This window comes from Kitasatospora sp. NPDC051164 (assembly GCF_044455625.1).
GTDB lineage: Bacteria > Actinomycetota > Actinomycetes > Streptomycetales > Streptomycetaceae > Kitasatospora.
In genome coordinates this window covers 113101-128541 of the sequence record NZ_JBITFB010000009.1, presented here as the reverse complement: position 1 = coordinate 128541, position 15441 = coordinate 113101, and the positions used below count along the sequence as shown (strand labels likewise).

Annotated in this window: 17 protein-coding genes; 4 read left to right on the top strand and 13 right to left on the bottom strand. The window is 71.8% G+C overall.

The genetic code is table 11. The annotated features are described in order from the left end of the window. Positions 1-9 precede the first annotated feature (9 nt). From ACIBEC_RS15685 to ACIBEC_RS15660, 6 genes are all read right to left on the bottom strand, one after another. Positions 10-1341: an NADH-quinone oxidoreductase subunit D gene (locus ACIBEC_RS15685; protein WP_360494501.1), complete on the bottom strand. Its 1332-nt coding sequence runs from the start codon at positions 1339-1341 to the stop codon at positions 10-12. Further along, positions 1341-2054 (bottom strand): NADH-quinone oxidoreductase subunit C, encoded by a 714-nt coding sequence (locus tag ACIBEC_RS15680; RefSeq protein ID WP_360494504.1) that lies wholly within the window; start codon positions 2052-2054, stop codon positions 1341-1343. The genes ACIBEC_RS15685 and ACIBEC_RS15680 overlap by 1 nt, the downstream gene beginning before the upstream one ends. After that, a complete protein-coding gene (locus ACIBEC_RS15675) occupies positions 2051-2605 on the bottom strand; it encodes an NADH-quinone oxidoreductase subunit B family protein (protein ID WP_360494507.1) in 555 nt (184 codons plus the stop codon). Before ACIBEC_RS15675 ends, ACIBEC_RS15680 begins: the two co-directional genes overlap by 4 nt. An 89-nt stretch (positions 2606-2694) precedes the next feature. After that, complete coding sequence (locus ACIBEC_RS15670) at positions 2695-3054, bottom strand: NADH-quinone oxidoreductase subunit A (RefSeq protein WP_030060100.1); 360 nt, start codon at positions 3052-3054, stop codon at positions 2695-2697. A gap of 446 nt (positions 3055-3500) precedes the next feature. Continuing rightward, positions 3501-4196 (bottom strand): response regulator transcription factor, encoded by a 696-nt coding sequence (locus tag ACIBEC_RS15665; RefSeq protein ID WP_360494510.1) that lies wholly within the window; start codon positions 4194-4196, stop codon positions 3501-3503. Next, positions 4193-5302, bottom strand: a complete 1110-nt coding sequence (locus ACIBEC_RS15660; protein WP_360494823.1) for a histidine kinase — start codon at positions 5300-5302, stop codon at positions 4193-4195. The genes ACIBEC_RS15665 and ACIBEC_RS15660 overlap by 4 nt, the downstream gene beginning before the upstream one ends. 191 nt (positions 5303-5493) lie before the next feature. On the opposite strand from ACIBEC_RS15660, the gene ACIBEC_RS15655 reads away from it, so the two are divergent. Then, the gene (locus ACIBEC_RS15655; RefSeq protein ID WP_360494513.1) at positions 5494-6096 is read left to right on the top strand and encodes a hypothetical protein; all 603 of its coding nucleotides are present in this window, start codon (positions 5494-5496) and stop codon (positions 6094-6096) included. 13 nt (positions 6097-6109) lie between these two features. Here the strand turns inward: ACIBEC_RS15655 and ACIBEC_RS15650 are convergent, their stop codons facing one another. Both ACIBEC_RS15650 and ACIBEC_RS15645 read right to left on the bottom strand, forming a co-directional pair. After that, positions 6110-7105 (bottom strand): DMT family transporter, encoded by a 996-nt coding sequence (locus ACIBEC_RS15650; protein ID WP_360494516.1) that lies wholly within the window; start codon positions 7103-7105, stop codon positions 6110-6112. 176 nt (positions 7106-7281) lie between these two features. Beyond that, positions 7282-7947 carry a CatB-related O-acetyltransferase gene (locus ACIBEC_RS15645; RefSeq protein ID WP_360494519.1) on the bottom strand — a complete coding sequence of 222 codons (666 nt, stop codon included), beginning with the start codon at positions 7945-7947 and terminating at the stop codon, positions 7282-7284. 94 nt (positions 7948-8041) lie between these two features. Between ACIBEC_RS15645 and ACIBEC_RS15640 the strand changes: the two genes are divergently transcribed. The 3 genes from ACIBEC_RS15640 to ACIBEC_RS15630 all read left to right on the top strand — a co-directional run bounded on the left by ACIBEC_RS15640 (position 8042) and on the right by ACIBEC_RS15630 (position 10143). Beyond that, positions 8042-8734, top strand: a complete 693-nt coding sequence (locus tag ACIBEC_RS15640; protein WP_360494522.1) for a TetR/AcrR family transcriptional regulator — start codon at positions 8042-8044, stop codon at positions 8732-8734. Positions 8735-8909: 175 nt separating this feature from the next. Further along, positions 8910-9623, top strand: a complete 714-nt coding sequence (locus tag ACIBEC_RS15635) for a peptidylprolyl isomerase (protein WP_360494525.1) — start codon at positions 8910-8912, stop codon at positions 9621-9623. 157 nt (positions 9624-9780) lie between these two features. After that, complete coding sequence (locus ACIBEC_RS15630; protein ID WP_360494528.1) at positions 9781-10143, top strand: MazG-like family protein; 363 nt, start codon at positions 9781-9783, stop codon at positions 10141-10143. Between the two features lie 22 nt (positions 10144-10165). Here the strand turns inward: ACIBEC_RS15630 and ACIBEC_RS15625 are convergent, their stop codons facing one another. The 5 genes from ACIBEC_RS15625 to mqnC all read right to left on the bottom strand — a co-directional run bounded on the left by ACIBEC_RS15625 (position 10166) and on the right by mqnC (position 15311). After that, the gene (locus ACIBEC_RS15625; RefSeq protein WP_360494531.1) at positions 10166-11476 is read right to left on the bottom strand and encodes a geranylgeranyl reductase family protein; all 1311 of its coding nucleotides are present in this window, start codon (positions 11474-11476) and stop codon (positions 10166-10168) included. A 143-nt stretch (positions 11477-11619) separates the two neighbouring features. Beyond that, positions 11620-12315: a demethylmenaquinone methyltransferase gene (locus ACIBEC_RS15620; RefSeq protein WP_360494534.1), complete on the bottom strand. Its 696-nt coding sequence runs from the start codon at positions 12313-12315 to the stop codon at positions 11620-11622. A 170-nt stretch (positions 12316-12485) separates the two neighbouring features. Beyond that, a complete protein-coding gene (locus tag ACIBEC_RS15615; RefSeq protein ID WP_360494537.1) occupies positions 12486-13073 on the bottom strand; it encodes a hypothetical protein in 588 nt (195 codons plus the stop codon). 284 nt (positions 13074-13357) lie between these two features. Continuing rightward, a complete protein-coding gene (locus ACIBEC_RS15610) occupies positions 13358-14071 on the bottom strand; it encodes an imidazolonepropionase-like domain-containing protein (protein ID WP_360494540.1) in 714 nt (237 codons plus the stop codon). Between the two features lie 16 nt (positions 14072-14087). Continuing rightward, positions 14088-15311: a cyclic dehypoxanthinyl futalosine synthase gene (mqnC, locus tag ACIBEC_RS15605; RefSeq protein WP_360494543.1), complete on the bottom strand. Its 1224-nt coding sequence runs from the start codon at positions 15309-15311 to the stop codon at positions 14088-14090. Positions 15312-15441 lie beyond the last annotated feature (130 nt).

The following is a 15441-nucleotide window of genomic DNA, read 5'->3' as shown; positions in this document are numbered from 1 at the left end:
CGACGTTGGTCACCGGTCCACGCCTCCCATCACCGGGTCGATCCCGGCCACCGCGACGATCACGTCGGCCACCTGGCCGCCCTCGCACATCGCCGCCATCGTCTGCAGATTGGTGAACGACGGGTCCCGGAAGTGGACCCGGTACGGGCGCGTCCCGCCGTCGCTGACCACGTGTACGCCCAGCTCGCCCTTGGGCGACTCGACCGCCGCGTACGCCTGGCCGACCGGGACCCGGAAGCCCTCGGTGACCAGCTTGAAGTGGTGGATCAGGGCCTCCATCGAGGTGCCCATGATCTTGCGGATGTGGTCGAGGGAGTTACCCATCCCGTCCGGGCCGACGGCCAGTTGGGCGGGCCACGCGATCTTCCTGTCGGCCACCATCACCGGCCCCGGGCGCAGCCGGTCCAGGCACTGCTCGACGATCCGCAGCGACTGCTTCATCTCCTCCAGGCGGATCAGGAAGCGCCCGTAGGAGTCCGCACTGTCGGCGACCGCGACCTCGAAGTCGTAGTCCTCGTAGCCGCAGTACGGGTCGGTCTTGCGCAGGTCGTGCGGCAGGCCGGTGGCGCGCAGGATCGGGCCGGTGGCGCCGAGGGCCAGGCACCCGGGCAGGTCCAGGAAGCCGACATCGACCAGCCGGGCCTTGAACACCGGGTTGCCGGTGGCGAGTTTGTCGTACTCGTGCATCCTGGAGCGGAAGACCTTGACCGCCTCGCGGATCTGGTCGACGGCGCCGGGCGGCAGGTCCTGGGCGAGGCCGCCGGGGCGCACGTACGCGTGGTTCATGCGCAGGCCGGTGACCAGCTCGAAGACGTCCAGGATCAGCTCGCGGTCCCGGAAGCCGTAGATCATCAGGGTGGTGGAGCCGATCTCCATGCCGCCGGTGGCCAGGCAGACCAGGTGCGAGGCGATCCGGTTGAGCTCCATCATCATCACGCGGATGACGTTGGCCCGGTCCGGGACGTCGCCGGTGATGCCGAGCAGTTTCTCGACCGCCAGGCAGTAGGCGGTCTCGTTGAACAGCGGGGTCAGGTAGTCCATGCGGGTCACGAAGGTGGTGCCCTGGACCCAGTTGCGGAACTCCATGTTCTTCTCGATGCCGGTGTGGAGGTAGCCGATGCCGCAGCGGGCCTCCTTCACCGTCTCGCCGTCGATCTCCAGGATCAGCCGCAGCACGCCGTGGGTGGACGGGTGCTGGGGGCCCATGTTGACGATGATGCGTTCGTCGTCGGCCCGGCCGATCGCCTCGACCACCTCGCCCCAGTCGCCGCCGGTGACGGTGAAGACCCGGCCCTCGGTGGTCTCGCGGGCGTCTGCTTCCTCGTAGTGCTGAGTGTCCATCAGCTGTACGACCTCCGCTGGTCGGGAGCCGGGATCTGGGCGCCCTTGTACTCGACGGGGATGCCGCCGAGCGGGTAGTCCTTGCGCTGCGGGTGGCCCAGCCAGTCGTCCGGCATCATGATCCGGGTGAGCGCCGGGTGGCCGTCGAAGACCAGACCGAAGAAGTCGTAGACCTCGCGCTCGTGCCAGTCGTTGGTCGGGTAGACGCTCACCACGGAGGGGACGCGCGGGTCGGCGTCGGGCGCGGTGACCTCCAGCCGGATCAGCCGACCGTGGGTGATCGACCGCAGGTGGTAGACCGCGTGCAGCTCGCGGCCCTTGTCCCCGGGGTAGTGCACGCCGCTCACGCCCAGGCACAGTTCGAAGCGCAGTGCCGGGTCGTCGCGCAGGACGCGGACGGTCTTCAGCAGGTGGGCGCGGTCCACGTGGAAGGTGAGTTCACCGCGGTCGACCACGGTCTTCTCGATCACCTCGACCGGGTCCAGGCCCTGCTCCTCCAGGGCGCCCTCCAGCTCGTCGGCGACCTCGTCGAACCAGCCGCCGTACGGGCGTTCGCTCGGGCCGGGCAGCACGATCGGGGCCGCCAGACCGCCGAAGCCGGAGGTGTCGCCGCTGTCCGTGGCGCCGAACATGCCCTGACGGCGGCCGACCACCTCCACCGGGATCTCGCGGACCGGCTGCTCCCGGCGGGTCTCGGGTACCTGCTCGTTCATTGCAGCTGCCCCCGCATCTCGCTGATCGGGGTGGCCTGAAGGGCGAGCGCCTCGCCGAGCTCCTCGGCCCGGCGCCGGTTCACGCCCAGCGGCTCGTGCTGGATCTTGTCGTGCAGCTTCAGGATCGCGTCCATCAGCATCTCCGGACGGGGCGGACAGCCGGGCAGGTAGATGTCCACCGGGACGATGTGGTCCACGCCCTGCACGATCGCGTAGTTGTTGAACATCCCGCCGGAGGAGGCGCAGACGCCCATCGAGATCACCCACTTGGGGTTGGGCATCTGGTCGTACACCTGGCGCAGCACCGGTGCCATCTTCTGGCTCACCCGGCCCGCCACGATCATCAGATCGGCCTGCCGGGGTGAGCCCCGGAAGACCTCCATGCCGAACCGGGCCAGGTCGTAGCGGCCGGCACCGGTGGTCATCATCTCGATCGCGCAGCAGGCCAGACCGAAGGTGGCCGGGAAGAGTGACGCCTTGCGCACCCAGCCGGCGGCCGTCTCCACGGTCGTGAGCAGAAAGCCGCTCGGCAGCTTCTCCTCGATTCCCATCAGATCCCTCTCAATGCCCTCAAGTCCTCTGGTACGTCCGCCCGTTCGGGCTTGTCCGCTCGTTCACAAGGGCGGCGGCCACCCCGCGCTCAGTCCCACTCCAGACCGCCGCGGCGCCAGACGTAGGCGTACGCGACGAAGACGGTGGCGATGAAGAGCAGCATCTCGACCAACCCGAAGATCCCCAGGGCGTCGAAGGTCACGGCCCAGGGGTAGAGGAAGACGATCTCGATATCGAAGACGATGAAGAGCATCGCCGTCAGGTAGTACTTGATCGGGAACCGACCACCGCCCACGGGCTGCGGGGTCGGCTCGATGCCGCACTCGTACGCCTCCAACTTGGCCCGGTTGTAGCGCTTGGGGCCGGTGAGTGAGGCCATCACGACGGAGCCGACCGCGAACGCCGCCGCGATGGCACCGAGTACGAGGATCGGCGCGTAGGCATTCATAGCCCCCGCTCCCTCCGTCCAGTCGTCCTTGACTGCAGATCGGAACCGGCGGGTCACGCTGCGGTGAACCCGCCTTCCGGTTCCCGGGATCCACCTCATGTGAGGCAGTTCACAAAGCCTGGAACGAGCGCATCCTATGCCCGTCCGCTTGTGATCTGCGACACGCAGTTCACCGCGATCTTTGTGATCTACGACACCATGTGAATGGTGGCGAATGTGAACATGCCCAGATTTGTCAACGCAAAGGAGTCAAATGATCACAACCAGTCGCATTTACTTGTGAAGGGGCTGGTCAGGGGCGTATTCCTATATCAACTATGCGCCGACGCGAGCAAATTTCAGGGCGCCATGTTGACGTGTTATAGCGGCTCACTCGCAGGGGTGGCGGGGGGCCGAACGCCCGCTTGACCCTTCGTTCACAAGCGCGCGCAGTCGGCGTCCGTCGGCTACCTCTTGCCGGCCGCCTGCTCCCACACCCAGGCCGCGATGCCCACCCGGTTACGGGCACCGAGCTTGCGCTGGACGCTGGCGAGGTGGTTCTTCACCGTCCCCGGGGAGATGAACAGCCCCGCACCGATCTCCGCGTTGGTCGCCCCGTCCGCCACCTGCTCGGCGATCTCCCTTTCCCGCGCGGTCAGTTCCTCCACCGGGCCGGCCACCAGCGGCCCCGCCGTCCGCGCACCGGCCACCGGCCCGGGCTTCGGCTCCGCGCCCGGAAGTGCCATGTGCCGCAGGAGCCGCACGGTGACCTGCGGGCTGATCAACGCGTCCCCGGCCATCGCCGCCCTGATCGCCTCGATCAGCAACACCGGCCCCGAGCGCTTCAGCAGGAATCCCGCCGCTCCGTGCCGCAGCGCCGTGTGCACGTACTCGTCCAGGTCGAAGGTGGTCACCACGATCACCTTGCACTGGCCGGCCAACTGCCGGGTGACCTCCAGACCATCCAGCTTCGGCATCCGGATGTCCGCGAGCACCACGTCCGGCCGCAGCCTCCTCGCCTCCTCCACCGCCGCGGCACCGTCCGCCGCCTCGGCCACCACCGTCATGTCCGGCTGGACGTCCAGGATCATCCGGAACGCGCTACGGACGTCCGCCTGGTCGTCCGCGATCAGGATCCGAACCGGCCCCGTGCCACTGCTCATCCCCGCACCTCCCCCATGCCGACCCGCGTCGGCCTCTGTGATCGTTCCGGCCCGCCGACAGTCGCGTCCAGCGGCAGCACCGCCGTCACCCGCCAGCCCTTCCGCTCGTACGGACCGGCCTCCAGCGAGCCGCCGAGGGCTTCCACCCGGGCCGCCAGCCCAGGGAGCCCGCTCCCGCCGCCGCCACGCGGCCGCCCGCCCGGGGCCGGCGGCCCGCCATCGTCCGTCACGGTCAACTCCAGCCGTCCGTCGCTCTGACGGGCCCGGACCTCGACCACTCGGGCGGCCGGAGCGTGCCGCCGGACGTTGGTCAGGGACTCGACCACGATCCGGTGCACGGTGCCCTCCACCTCACGCGGCACCAGCCCCTCCGGCAACTCCACCCGGACCTCGGCGCCGCCCGAGGCGGTGAACCGATCGGCCACCTGCGCGAGTTCGGCGAGACCGGGCTGCGGACCGCGACCGGCCGCCTCCTCGCTGCGCAGCAGTTGCACCGTCCGGTCCAGCGAGGCCAGCGCCCGCTGCCCGGCCTGCTCTATCCGCTCGAACATCTCGGCCGCCCGCGCCGGGTCGATGGCCGCCAGATACGCCCCCGCCTGGGCCTGGGCGACCATGCCGCTGACGTCGTGCGCGACGAAGTCGTGTAGGTCGTGGGCCAGTTCGAGCCGCTGGGCACGTTTGGCCTCGGCCACCGCGCGGGCCCGGCCGTCGTCCAGGCCGCGCAGGTAGAGCCCGATCAGCACGGCCGGCAGGGACAGCGTCGATCCGAAGCCGAAGAGCGTGAGCGCGTCGGCGGGCCCATCGAACCGGGACGGCCAGAGGGCCACCGCTCCGCCCGCCGTCCAGGCCGCCGCCGCGCACCGCGGGCCGTCCTCGGCGCGCAGGCTGAGGACCACCGCCAGCAGCAGCCCGGCCAGTTCGACCAGGCCGACCAGCCCGGTCCAACGCGCCGCCTCCGTCCAGTGGCCGGTGACCCAGACGACGACCGAGACCGTCGCCGACACCGCACCGAGCACGGTCGTCACGGCGGCCGTGCCGTGGCGCTCGCGGACCATCCAGGCCGGCACCAGCAGGACCGGGACGACCAGCGACAGCACCTGAATCATCGTCACCACCTCTCATCGACTGCCGTCACATTACGACGCGGTCCGGGCGGTGCGCTTGTGCCGATCGGCATATTTCACAGGCCGGTTGAGCAGGGAGAACAGCCCGATCGGCACTGCCGCGGACCCCTGTCGGACCTCGAGTCTTGAGTCATCGCACCGGCCGATGGGGCCGGACAGGATGGGAGTCCACCATGTCGAAGCTCGTGATCAACTCTCGGGGCACCGCCCGCCAGACCGACCCGGCCGTACCGGACATCCAGGACGCCCCGCCCGCCCCGGGCGTCCCGGACGCCCCGCGCTGGGCCCAGCTGGCAGCCAAGGCCGCCGCCTTGAGCACCGTCCCCTCGGGGGTGTGGCGGATCGCCTTCGGCTTCGGCGTCCCGGTCGGCTTCACCGGGGCCACGGCCGCGGCCTTCGACGCGCACCAGCCGGGTTGGGGCACCGTCTACTGCGTGGCGCTGAGCGCCCTGGCCGAGACACTGGCCTTCCTGACCGTCGGCCTGGTCCGCCCCTGGGGCCTGGCGGCACCCGGCTGGATCCCACTGATCGGCGGTCGACGGGTCCGGCCGCTCGCCGCGATCGTCCCGGCGCTGCTGGGCTCGGCGCTGCTCACCTTCCTCGGCATGGAGGCGCTGTTCGGCGGCTGGGCCCACAACCTGGCCGAGCCGGATTCGCCGCGCGGCTTCGCCGCCGTGGTGATGACCCTCGCCTACCTGCCCCTGGTCGCCTGGGGCCCGCTGCTCGGCGCGGTCACCCTCGACTACGCCCGCCGGACGCTGCGGCGGCGCCGGTGACCACGACCACGGATCACGCCGGGGCCGGCTCCCGCTTCTGCTCTCCGGCCCCTGCGTCCGCCCCCGGATCCGCCCCGGCACCTGCCCCGCCCTCTGCCCGGGCCGGGCGCGGCGCGGGAGCGGTGCGACGGCCCCACTCGGTGGCGACCAGCACCAGGGCTCCGCCGACCAGGGCGAGCGGGCCCATCCGGTTCCCGGCCAGGGTGATCCCGAAGACGGCGGCCCACAGCGGTTCGGTGCCGAGCAGCAGGCTGACGCGGGAGGGCGAAGTGGCCCGCACGGCCCACATCTGGACGAAGAAGGCGAACAGCGTGCAGAACAAGGACAGGTGCAGCAGCCAGGCCCACTGGCCGGCCCCGTACGAGCGGGCCACAGTCCACGGCGCCGGCCCCACGGACAGCGCGACGACGGCGAACACTCCGGTGGCCGTGGCGAGTTGCACCCAGGTCACGGCGAGCATGTCGGTGTCGCGCAGAGTCCGGGCGCGGGCCATGGCGAGGACGTACGCCGAGCGGACGAGGGCGGCACCCAGCACCAGCAGATCACCGAGCGAGGGAGCGCGCAGCCCGCCGTCGCCGGTGAGCAGGGCGACGCCGAGGACGGCCAGCCCGGCGGCCCCCAGGAAGGCCCGCGGTGGTGCGGTCCGGCCGAGGGCGCTCTCGCCGAGCGGGGTGAGCACCATCGCGAGGCTGATGATCAGCCCGGCGTTGGTCGCGGAGGTGTGCACAGCTCCGTAGGTCTCCAGCAGGAAGATCCCGCTGAGCACCAGTCCCAGTGCGGCGCCGCCGAGCCACTCGGCACGGCTCAGCCTCCGCAGAGCCCGCCAGGCGACCACCCCGAGCAGCGGCAGCACCAGCCCGAAGCGCAGGACGAGCATCGCCACGACGGTCCCCGGCTCGGCCACCCGCTGGACGGCGAGGAAGCTCGACCCCCACACCACCGCCACGAGCAGCACCGGAAGATCACGAAGGACCGAGGGGGAGGAGTCCTTGGACTGGGAGGCAGGCATGACGAGGATCCCTCCGAGCGAACGGAACCGACGGGCGCGAGGACCGTACGGCGTCGGACGGACCCAGGAGCCGGGCGGAAGGCCCGGCGGTGGACGGGGCACTGCGCGGAAACGAGGGGCCGCCATCCTCGCTCACCGGACGGCCGGTGATCAATGTCGTTCCGGACACCGGATGGTCAGCCGTCGATCAGTCCGTTCGCCACGGCGATCGCCTCGATGTCGGTCGGCGTTCCGGACATGATGACGCGCACGTGCTCGGTGACGAGCTCGACCGGCCAGTCCCACCAGGCCGCGCGGAGCAAGCACTCGATGTCGGCGTCGTCGAAGCGCCGCCTGATCGGCCGAGCGGGGTTGCCGCCGACGATGGTGTAGGGCTCGACGTCGGCGGTGACCATCGCACCTGCCGCGACGATCGCGCCGTCGCCGATCCGGACTCCGGGCAGCACGGTGGCCCCGAAGCCGAACCAGACATCGTTGCCGATCACGGTGTCGCCCCGGCTGGGCAGGTCCGTGACGATGTCGAGAGTCCGCTCGGTCCAGCTGCCGCCGAACATCGTGAAGGGGAAGGTGGAGACGCCGATGGTCGGGTGGGCGGCACCGGCCATCAGGAAGCGGGTCCCGGTGGCGATCGCGCAGTACTTCCCGATCACCAGGCGCTCGGGGCCGTACGCATAGAGGACGTTGCGCTCCTCGAAGCGGGTGGCGCCGTCGGGGTCGTCGAAGTAGGTGTACTCGCCGACCTCGATCCGCGGGTCGGTCACGAGCGGTCGCAACAGGACGACACGATCGTGGCCGGTGAGCGGGTGGAGCACGGTGGAATCGGGGATGGCGGTCGCAGTCACTCAGGCTCCTCTCGTAATGCGACTAGAGTCGCATTACGATGAGCATGGCACGCCACCACCCCCGCAGCAAGCCTTAATGCGACTGGAGTCGACTTTGACCGGAGCCACCCACCCCGAGCAGCCACCCCATGCCCGCGCCCCCCGCCCGGGCGGCCGCAGCGCACGGGTCCGGGCGGACGTGGTCACCGCCACGCTCGCCGAGGTCACGGAGAAGGGGTACGACGGCCTCACCGTCGAGGCGGTCGCTACCCGCTCCGGCGTCCACAAGGCGACCCTGTATCGACGGTGGGGCGGCGTGGACGGGCTGGTCGCCGATGCCCTGACCGCCTCCGCCGACCAGCCCTGGCCGCTGCCCGACACCGGCGACCTCCGACAGGACCTCCGACGGATCACCCAGGAGGTGTTCAGCGTCTTCACCGACCCGGAGCTGGGCCCCACGCCCACCGCACTGATCTCCGCGGCCCAGCGCTCCGACACCGGCGCGGCCGCCCTGCGCGCCTTCTTCGCCGCCCGCCACCGACAGGCCGCCGAGGTGGCCGAACGGGCGGTCACCCGCGGCGAGTTGCCTGCCGGAACGGACGGCGCCGAGGTGGTCCGGGCCGCCACCGCCCCGCTCTACTACCGCCTGTTCGTCTCCGGCGAGCCACTGGACGCCCGCACGGCCGAGCGGGCCGCCGACGCCGCCGCCCTCGCCGCCCGCGCCGGGCTCTTCACCTCCGCCGAGGAGGACTCCGCCGGCCCGGCCACCGCCGCCACCCCGCCCACCCTCGCCCCACCGGCAACATAGGCAACACTCGTCACACCGGCAACACCCGTAGCACGACCGCCATCGAGCGCGACAGCACCGACGGAATCTCCACCCCCCAGGCCCATCTGACCGCCCATCACACCCCCCGGGCCCCGGGGAACCACGGCCGTCCCGCCCCCTACCGCATCCCCACCCTGCCGTGGATGATTCCTCCATGACAATCCAGCCGTCCACCACCCCCCGGAAGGCCCGTCACGTGAAGCGCACGCACTGGGCGCTGGTCGCCGCCGCCACCGTCCTCCCGCTCGTGGCGAGCACCGGCACCGCCGTCGCGGGCACCTCCGCCCCCGCGGCCACCACACCCACCGCCGGCTGCACCTACACACCGGCCGTACCGGCCGACAATTTCAAGGGAATCCCGGTCTTCGACGCGAAGAAGGCGGCCCAGCCCTACCGCGCGACGCTGCGGACCAGCCAGGGCGCGATCACCTTCGAGGCGCTGACCGACAAGGCACCCTGCACCACCTTCTCGTTCCGCTTCCTCGCCGAGCACGACTACTTCGACCGCAGCCACTGCCACCGCCTCACCACCCAGCGGATCTACGTCCTGCAGTGCGGCGACCCGACCGGGACGGGCAGCGGCGGGCCCGGCTACTCCTTCCCGGACGAGAACCTGACCGGCGCCACCTACCCGGCCGGCACCGTCGCCATGGCCAACGCCGGCCCGAACACCAACGGCAGCCAGTTCTTCTTTGTCTGGAAGGACACCAAGCTCTCCCCTGCCTACACCCCGTTCGGCCGGATCACGGCGGGCCTGGACGTCCTGCAAAAGATCGCCGCCGGCGGCGAGGACGACCAGAACAACCCCGGCGACGGCTTTCCCAACCTCCCCGTGAACATCCGCCACGTGAAGCTCAGCACCCGCTGACCGAAGGCGGGCCGGGCAGCCCGGGCCGACCCGGGGCGACCCCGGCCCGCCGCCGACCGCCCGCCGACCCGACCGTCGCGCCGACCGACCGCCGCACCGCACCGCGCCGCTCCCGTACGGTGGCAGCACCAACCACACCGCAGGGGAGCAGCGCCGCATGGACAGCCGGATCTGGGAGAGCGTCGACCACCTGGTCGCATGGCTGGACGGGCAGAGCACGCAGTCGCCCCAGGAGGAGCGCCTGCTGCGAATCCTCAAGCTCTCCGAGGAGGTCGGCGAGGTCGGCGCGGCCGTGATCGGCGCCACCGGCCAGAACCCGCGCAAGGGGGTGACCCACAGCTGGGAGGACGTCCAGCACGAGCTCTGCGACGTCGTCTTCACCGCCCTCGTCGCCCTGCGGACGCTCACCCCCGACGCAGCCCGGGTCTTCGCCGACCGGCTGGCCTACGTCGAACAGCGCTCCGCCGCCTCCCGGCGCCCGGTCGACGGGCCCCCGGAGACGGCGGCGGAGCCGGGCTAGCGGCTCGGCGCCGCATGCCGGCCTAGGCGTTCGGCGCGACCCGGGCGAGCCCGTTGATGACGCGGTCCATCGCGTCGCCGCCCTGCGGGTCGGTCAGGTTGGCGAGCAGCTTGAGGGTGAAGCGCATCAGCATCGGGTGGGTGAGGCCGCGCTGGGCGGCGATCTGCATCACCTTCGGGTTACCGATGAGCTTCACGAAGGCGCGGCCCAGCGTGTAGTAGCCGCCGTACACGTCCTTGAGGGTGCGCGGGTAGGCGTGGAGGGCGCGCTCCCGGCCGCCGTCGGTGACCCGGGCGAGGGCCTGCACGATGACCCCGGCGGCGATCTGGCCGGATTCCATCGCATAGGCGATGCCCTCGCCGTTGAACGGGTTGACCATGCCGCCCGCGTCGCCGACGAGCAGCAGGCCGCGGGTGTAGTGCGGCTGCCGGTTGAAGGCCATCGGCAGCGCGGCGCCGCGGATCGGCTCGGTCATGTTGTCGGGGGTGCAGCCCCACTCCTCCGGCATGCCGGCGCACCAGGCCTTGAGCACCTCGCGCCAGTCCAGTTCGCCGAAGGCCGGCGAGGAGTTGAGGATGCCGAGGCCGACGTTGGAGGTGCCGTCGCCCATGCCGAAGACCCAGCCGTAGCCGGGCAGCAGCTTGCGCTGCCCCTCGCGGGTGTCCCACAGCTCCAGCCAGGACTCCAGGTAGTCGTCGTCGTGGCGCGGCGAGGTGAAGTAGGTGCGGTAGGCGACGCCCATCGGGCGGTCCTCGCGCCGGTGCAGGCCCATGGCGAGCGAGAGCCTGGTCGAGTTGCCGTCGGCGGCGACCACCAGCGGGGCGCGGAAGGTGACCGGCCGCTTCTCGTCGCCGAGCTTGGCGGTGACGCCGACGATCCGCCCGGTGCGCTCGTCCAGGACCGGCCCGCTGACGTTGCAGCGCTCGTAGAGCCGCGCGCCGGCCTTCTCGGCCTGACGGGCCAGCAGCTCGTCGAAGTCGGCGCGCTTGCGGACCAGGCCGTAGTCGGGGAAGGAGGACAGCTCGGGCCAGTCCAGCTCGAGGCGGACGCCGCCGCCGATGATGCGCAGGCCCTTGTTGTGCAGCCAGCCGTTCTCGGTGGAGACGTCGATGCCCATGTCCACCAGCTGCTTGGTGGCGCGCGGGGTGAGGCCGTCGCCGCAGACCTTCTCGCGGGGGAAGGCGGTCTTCTCCAGCAGCAGCACGTCCAGCCCGGCCTGGGCCAGGTAGTAGGCGGTGGTGGATCCGGCCGGGCCCGCGCCGACCACGATGACGTCGGCCGTGCTCTCCACCGGGGCGTCCGGCTTCGTCAGATCGGCTGCGGTCTCGGACACGTGGACACACTCCTGGAGCTGCGGCGGGGGACGGCGGCTTTTGTCTCCGGCAGTCTAGTTCCGCTCACGCCGCCGGAAGCGCCCGCGCCCCGGGAGCGCGGCCGCGACACCGTCCCGGCCGACCGACCGCCCGGCCCCGGCGACTACGCGGTCTTGTACGCCCGGTGCAGCGCGACGATCCCGCCGGTGAGGTTCCGCCAGGCGACCTTCGACCAGCCGCTCTCCTGCAGCTTGGCGGCCAGGCCCGGCTGGTCCGGCCAGCTCCGGATGGACTCGGCGAGGTAGACGTACGCCTCCGGGTTGCTGCTGACGGCCGTGGCGACCGGCGGCAGCGCGCGCATCAGGTACTCGGTGTAGACCGTCCGGAACGGCGTCCAGGTCGGCGTGGAGAACTCGCAGATCACCAGCTTGCCGCCGGGCTTGGTGACCCGCAGCATCTCGCGCAGCGCCTCGTCGGTGTCCTGGACGTTGCGCAGCGCGAAGGAGATCGTCACCGAGTCGAAGGTGCCGTCGGCGAACGGCAGCCGGGTGGCGTCCCCGGCGGTGAGCGCCAGCTCGGGGTGGCGGGCCTTGCCCTCGGTGAGCATGCCGACCGAGAAGTCGCACGGGACGACCTGGGCCCCGGCCTCGACGAAGGGCAGCGAGGAGGTACCGGTGCCGGCCCCGAGGTCGAGCACGAGGTCCCCCGGTCCGGCGGCCACCGCCTCGGCCACCGCCCGGCGCCAGGCGCGGGCCTGGCCGAGGGAGAGCACGTCGTTGGTGCGGTCGTACTTGGCCGCGACGTCGTCGAACATGGCGGCGACTTCGTGCGGCTGCTTGTCCAGAGAGGCTCGGGTCACGCCCCCATTGTTCACCCTTCCACGGACACCCCGACCAACGGGGCGTGCCGACGGGCCTCCGACGGGGCGCACCAGCGGGTCACCAACAGGTCCCCGACGGGTCGCCGACGGGCCGCCGAGGGTCACCCCGCGTCCGACGGGGCGCACCCACCGGCCGCCGAGCCGCTCCCTCAGTGCTGCCCGCGCCGCCCGCCCGCGCGCCGCTTCCGGCGGGAGCGCTTGCCGTGCGTTATCGCGGGCATCCCGTCCGCCAGCGCCTCCGTCGCCAGGGCGAGGTTGGCGGCCAGCCGCCCCTGCCCGGCGCGGATCGCGACGGCCTTCCGGTAGCGCCAGATGCGCAGCACGCAGATCACGAAGAGCACCACGGCGACCGGCACGCTGAACCGGGCCAGGCCCACGCCGACTGGCTGCGGGTAGGTGTCGCCGCAGATCCGCACCGCGCCCGCGTCGTCGGCCGCGTGCTCCAGGCAGACCGGGTCGCCGATCTTGATGCCGTCCGCGAGCGGCAGCGCGGCCGCGGTGTGCGGCTGCCCGCCGACCCGGTAGCTGACAGCGCTGTAGGTGCCGCCGCCGGTCGGGAGCTGGGTGACGACGCCCTCGACTCTCACCGGGTGCGCCTCGATCCGGTCGGCCTGGTCGGCCTGACGCCAACCCAGCAGGCACATGCTGACGGCCAGCACGGCGCTGAGCAGGGCGGCGAGGTACCAACCACGGCCCAACCGCGGGACGCGCGGCGGGGGAACGGTCGCGGTTCGCATGGTTCCTGTCCTGGCTTGCCTTCGGGACCGGGGACGCGGCCCCGCCGCCCGCGGGCACGGGCGGTGATGTGGTGCGGGTGCGGATGTGAGCTGTCCGGGATCGTATCCGCTGGCGGGCCCTCAGGTCACGGCGAAGGGACAATCACTCCCCGTCACCGGCGCCGGAGTTCGGGTGCACACGAAGAAAGTCCGTTGTGCCGCAAGGAAATCCGACTACTGACGAGTACGTCACACTGGCGCCGCCGACGCCCGCAGCTCCCCCCGAAGGCCCCCGCCGGACCGGCTCAGCGCCGCCGGTACACCAACCGCCCGCCCAGCACCGTGGCCAGGCACCCGCCCGCCACCGGCTCGGCACGCCCCTCCCCCGCCGCCGGGACCACAGCCGCGACCACAGTCGGGACCCCTGCCGAGACCGAGACCGAGGCCGAGACCGCGAACACCGCGAAGTCCGCCCGGCCCCCGGCCGCCACCCGCCCGTACACGGCCTCCGCGAACGGCAGCACGGCCAGCGGATCCAACGGCCCCGCACCGGCACCGCTCGAAACACCCGAGGAACCCGAGGAACCCGGCAGCCCCGCCAGCCCGGACCGCGCCACCGCCGTCCGCACCGACGCCCGTTCGAACGGCCCGGCCACCGCCGTCACCCCGAACCCGAGCATCCGCTGCAGCCCGCGCCGCGCGCTCGCCCCGCACCGCACCTCGTCCGTGGATCCGACCAACCCGTCCGCCACCGGCTCGACGCCGATCTCCTCCCGCGGATCCGGGTGGTAGGCCCGCTCCAACAGCCAGTGCCCGTACGGGTTGCGCAGCCCGGGCGCGAGCAGCGCCGAGCCCCAGTCCCGTACCCGCGCGCCCGGGTGGGCCGCCACCAGATCCTCGTACGGCCCGACCGCCTCGACGTGCTCGCCACGCACCACCACCGCCCCGTCCGCGATGGACGGGGCGGCGGGATCGGCCGGGTCGGGCAGCACGAACGCGGCCCGGTGCAGGGTCAGCACGGCGGGGGGAGCATCCTCAGTTGTTGTTCAGGATCTTCAGTTCGGGGTGCGCCGTGCCGCCCTCGATCGCCGTGGAGGCGATGTGCGAGGCGACCCGCGGGTCGACCGGGTCGTCGGCCGGGTCGACCAGCACCCGCAGGTGCTCGTACGTGGTCGAGCGCTGCGCCGGGACGCGGTCGGCGGCCCGGATCAGGTGGATCAGCTCGGTGAGGTTGGAGCGGTGCTTGGCACCGGCCGCCGAGACGACGTTCTCCTCCAGCATGACCGAGCCGAGGTCGTCCGCGCCGTAGTGCAGGGACAGCTGGCCCGCTTCCTTGCCGGTGGTGAGCCAGGAGCCCTGGATGTGGGCGATGTTGTCGAGGAACAGGCGGGCAATGGCGATCATCCGCAGGTACTCGAAGACGGTGGCCTGGGTCGAGCCCTTCAGGTGGTTGTTCTGCGGCTGGTAGGTGTAGGGGATGAAGGCCCGGAAGCCGCCGGTGCGGTCCTGCACGTCGCGGATCATCCGCAGGTGCTCGATCCGCTCGGCGTTGGTCTCGCCGGTGCCCATCAGCATGGTGGAGGTGGACTCCACGCCGAGGCCGTGGGCGGCCTCCATGATCTCCAGCCAGCGCTCGCCGGACTCCTTCAGCGGGGCGATCGCCTTGCGCGGACGCTCCGGCAGCAGCTCGGCGCCGGCGCCGGCGAAGGAGTCCAGGCCCGCCTTGTGGATCCGGGTGATCGCCTCCTCGATGGAGACGCCGGAGATCCGGGACATGTGCTCGACCTCGGAGGCGCCCAGCGAGTGGATCACCAGCTGCGGGAAGTCGGCCTTGATCGCCGAGAACGCGCGCTCGTAGTACTCCACGCCGTAGTCCGGGTGGTGGCCGCCCTGGAACATGATCTGGGTGCCGCCCAGCTCGACGGTCTCGGCGCAGCGGCGCAGGATCTCGTCGAGCTCGCGGGACCAGCCCTTGTCGCTCTTCGGCGGCACGTAGAAGGCGCAGAACTTGCACGCCGTCACGCAGACGTTGGTGTAGTTGATGTTCCGCTCGATGATGTACGTCGCGATGTGCTCGGTACCGGCGTAGCGGCGGCGGCGCACCGCGTCGGCGGCGGAGCCGAGCGCGTGCAGCGGCGCCGAGCGGTAGAGCTCCAGCGCCTCTTCCGGAGTGATCCGGCCGCCGGCGGCGGCCCGGTCGAGCACGGCCTGCAGGTCGGTGCTGGACGCATCGAGGGTGGTCGCTGCGAGCTCGGTCACCTGACGGCCTTCTCTCTACTCGGGTGGTACGCGGGTGGCGCTCGGGTGGTGCTGCTGCCTGCGCCGCCGACACGGACAACGGGGCGTCCGGGTACGGCCGAACCAGCCTACGCCAGCGGATTCCGCCGCC

Bases quoted from the DNA above. Each gene is read 5' to 3' on its own strand.
- ACIBEC_RS15630 (WP_360494528.1), top strand. From the start codon at position 9,781: ATGGACAGCCGGATCTGGGAGAGCGTCGACCACCTGGTCGCATGGCTG.
- ACIBEC_RS15650 (WP_360494516.1), bottom strand. From the start codon at position 7,105: ATGCCTGCCTCCCAGTCCAAGGACTCCTCCCCCTCGGTCCTTCGTGAT.
- ACIBEC_RS15660 (WP_360494823.1), bottom strand. From the start codon at position 5,302: ATGATTCAGGTGCTGTCGCTGGTCGTCCCGGTCCTGCTGGTGCCGGCC.
- ACIBEC_RS15635 (WP_360494525.1), top strand. From the start codon at position 8,910: ATGACAATCCAGCCGTCCACCACCCCCCGGAAGGCCCGTCACGTGAAG.
- ACIBEC_RS15655 (WP_360494513.1), top strand. From the start codon at position 5,494: ATGTCGAAGCTCGTGATCAACTCTCGGGGCACCGCCCGCCAGACCGAC.
- ACIBEC_RS15685 (WP_360494501.1), bottom strand. From the start codon at position 1,341: ATGGACACTCAGCACTACGAGGAAGCAGACGCCCGCGAGACCACCGAG.
- ACIBEC_RS15665 (WP_360494510.1), bottom strand. From the start codon at position 4,196: ATGAGCAGTGGCACGGGGCCGGTTCGGATCCTGATCGCGGACGACCAG.
- ACIBEC_RS15670 (WP_030060100.1), bottom strand. From the start codon at position 3,054: ATGAATGCCTACGCGCCGATCCTCGTACTCGGTGCCATCGCGGCGGCG.
- ACIBEC_RS15615 (WP_360494537.1), bottom strand. From the start codon at position 13,073: ATGCGAACCGCGACCGTTCCCCCGCCGCGCGTCCCGCGGTTGGGCCGT.
- ACIBEC_RS15680 (WP_360494504.1), bottom strand. From the start codon at position 2,054: ATGAACGAGCAGGTACCCGAGACCCGCCGGGAGCAGCCGGTCCGCGAG.
- ACIBEC_RS15675 (WP_360494507.1), bottom strand. From the start codon at position 2,605: ATGGGAATCGAGGAGAAGCTGCCGAGCGGCTTTCTGCTCACGACCGTG.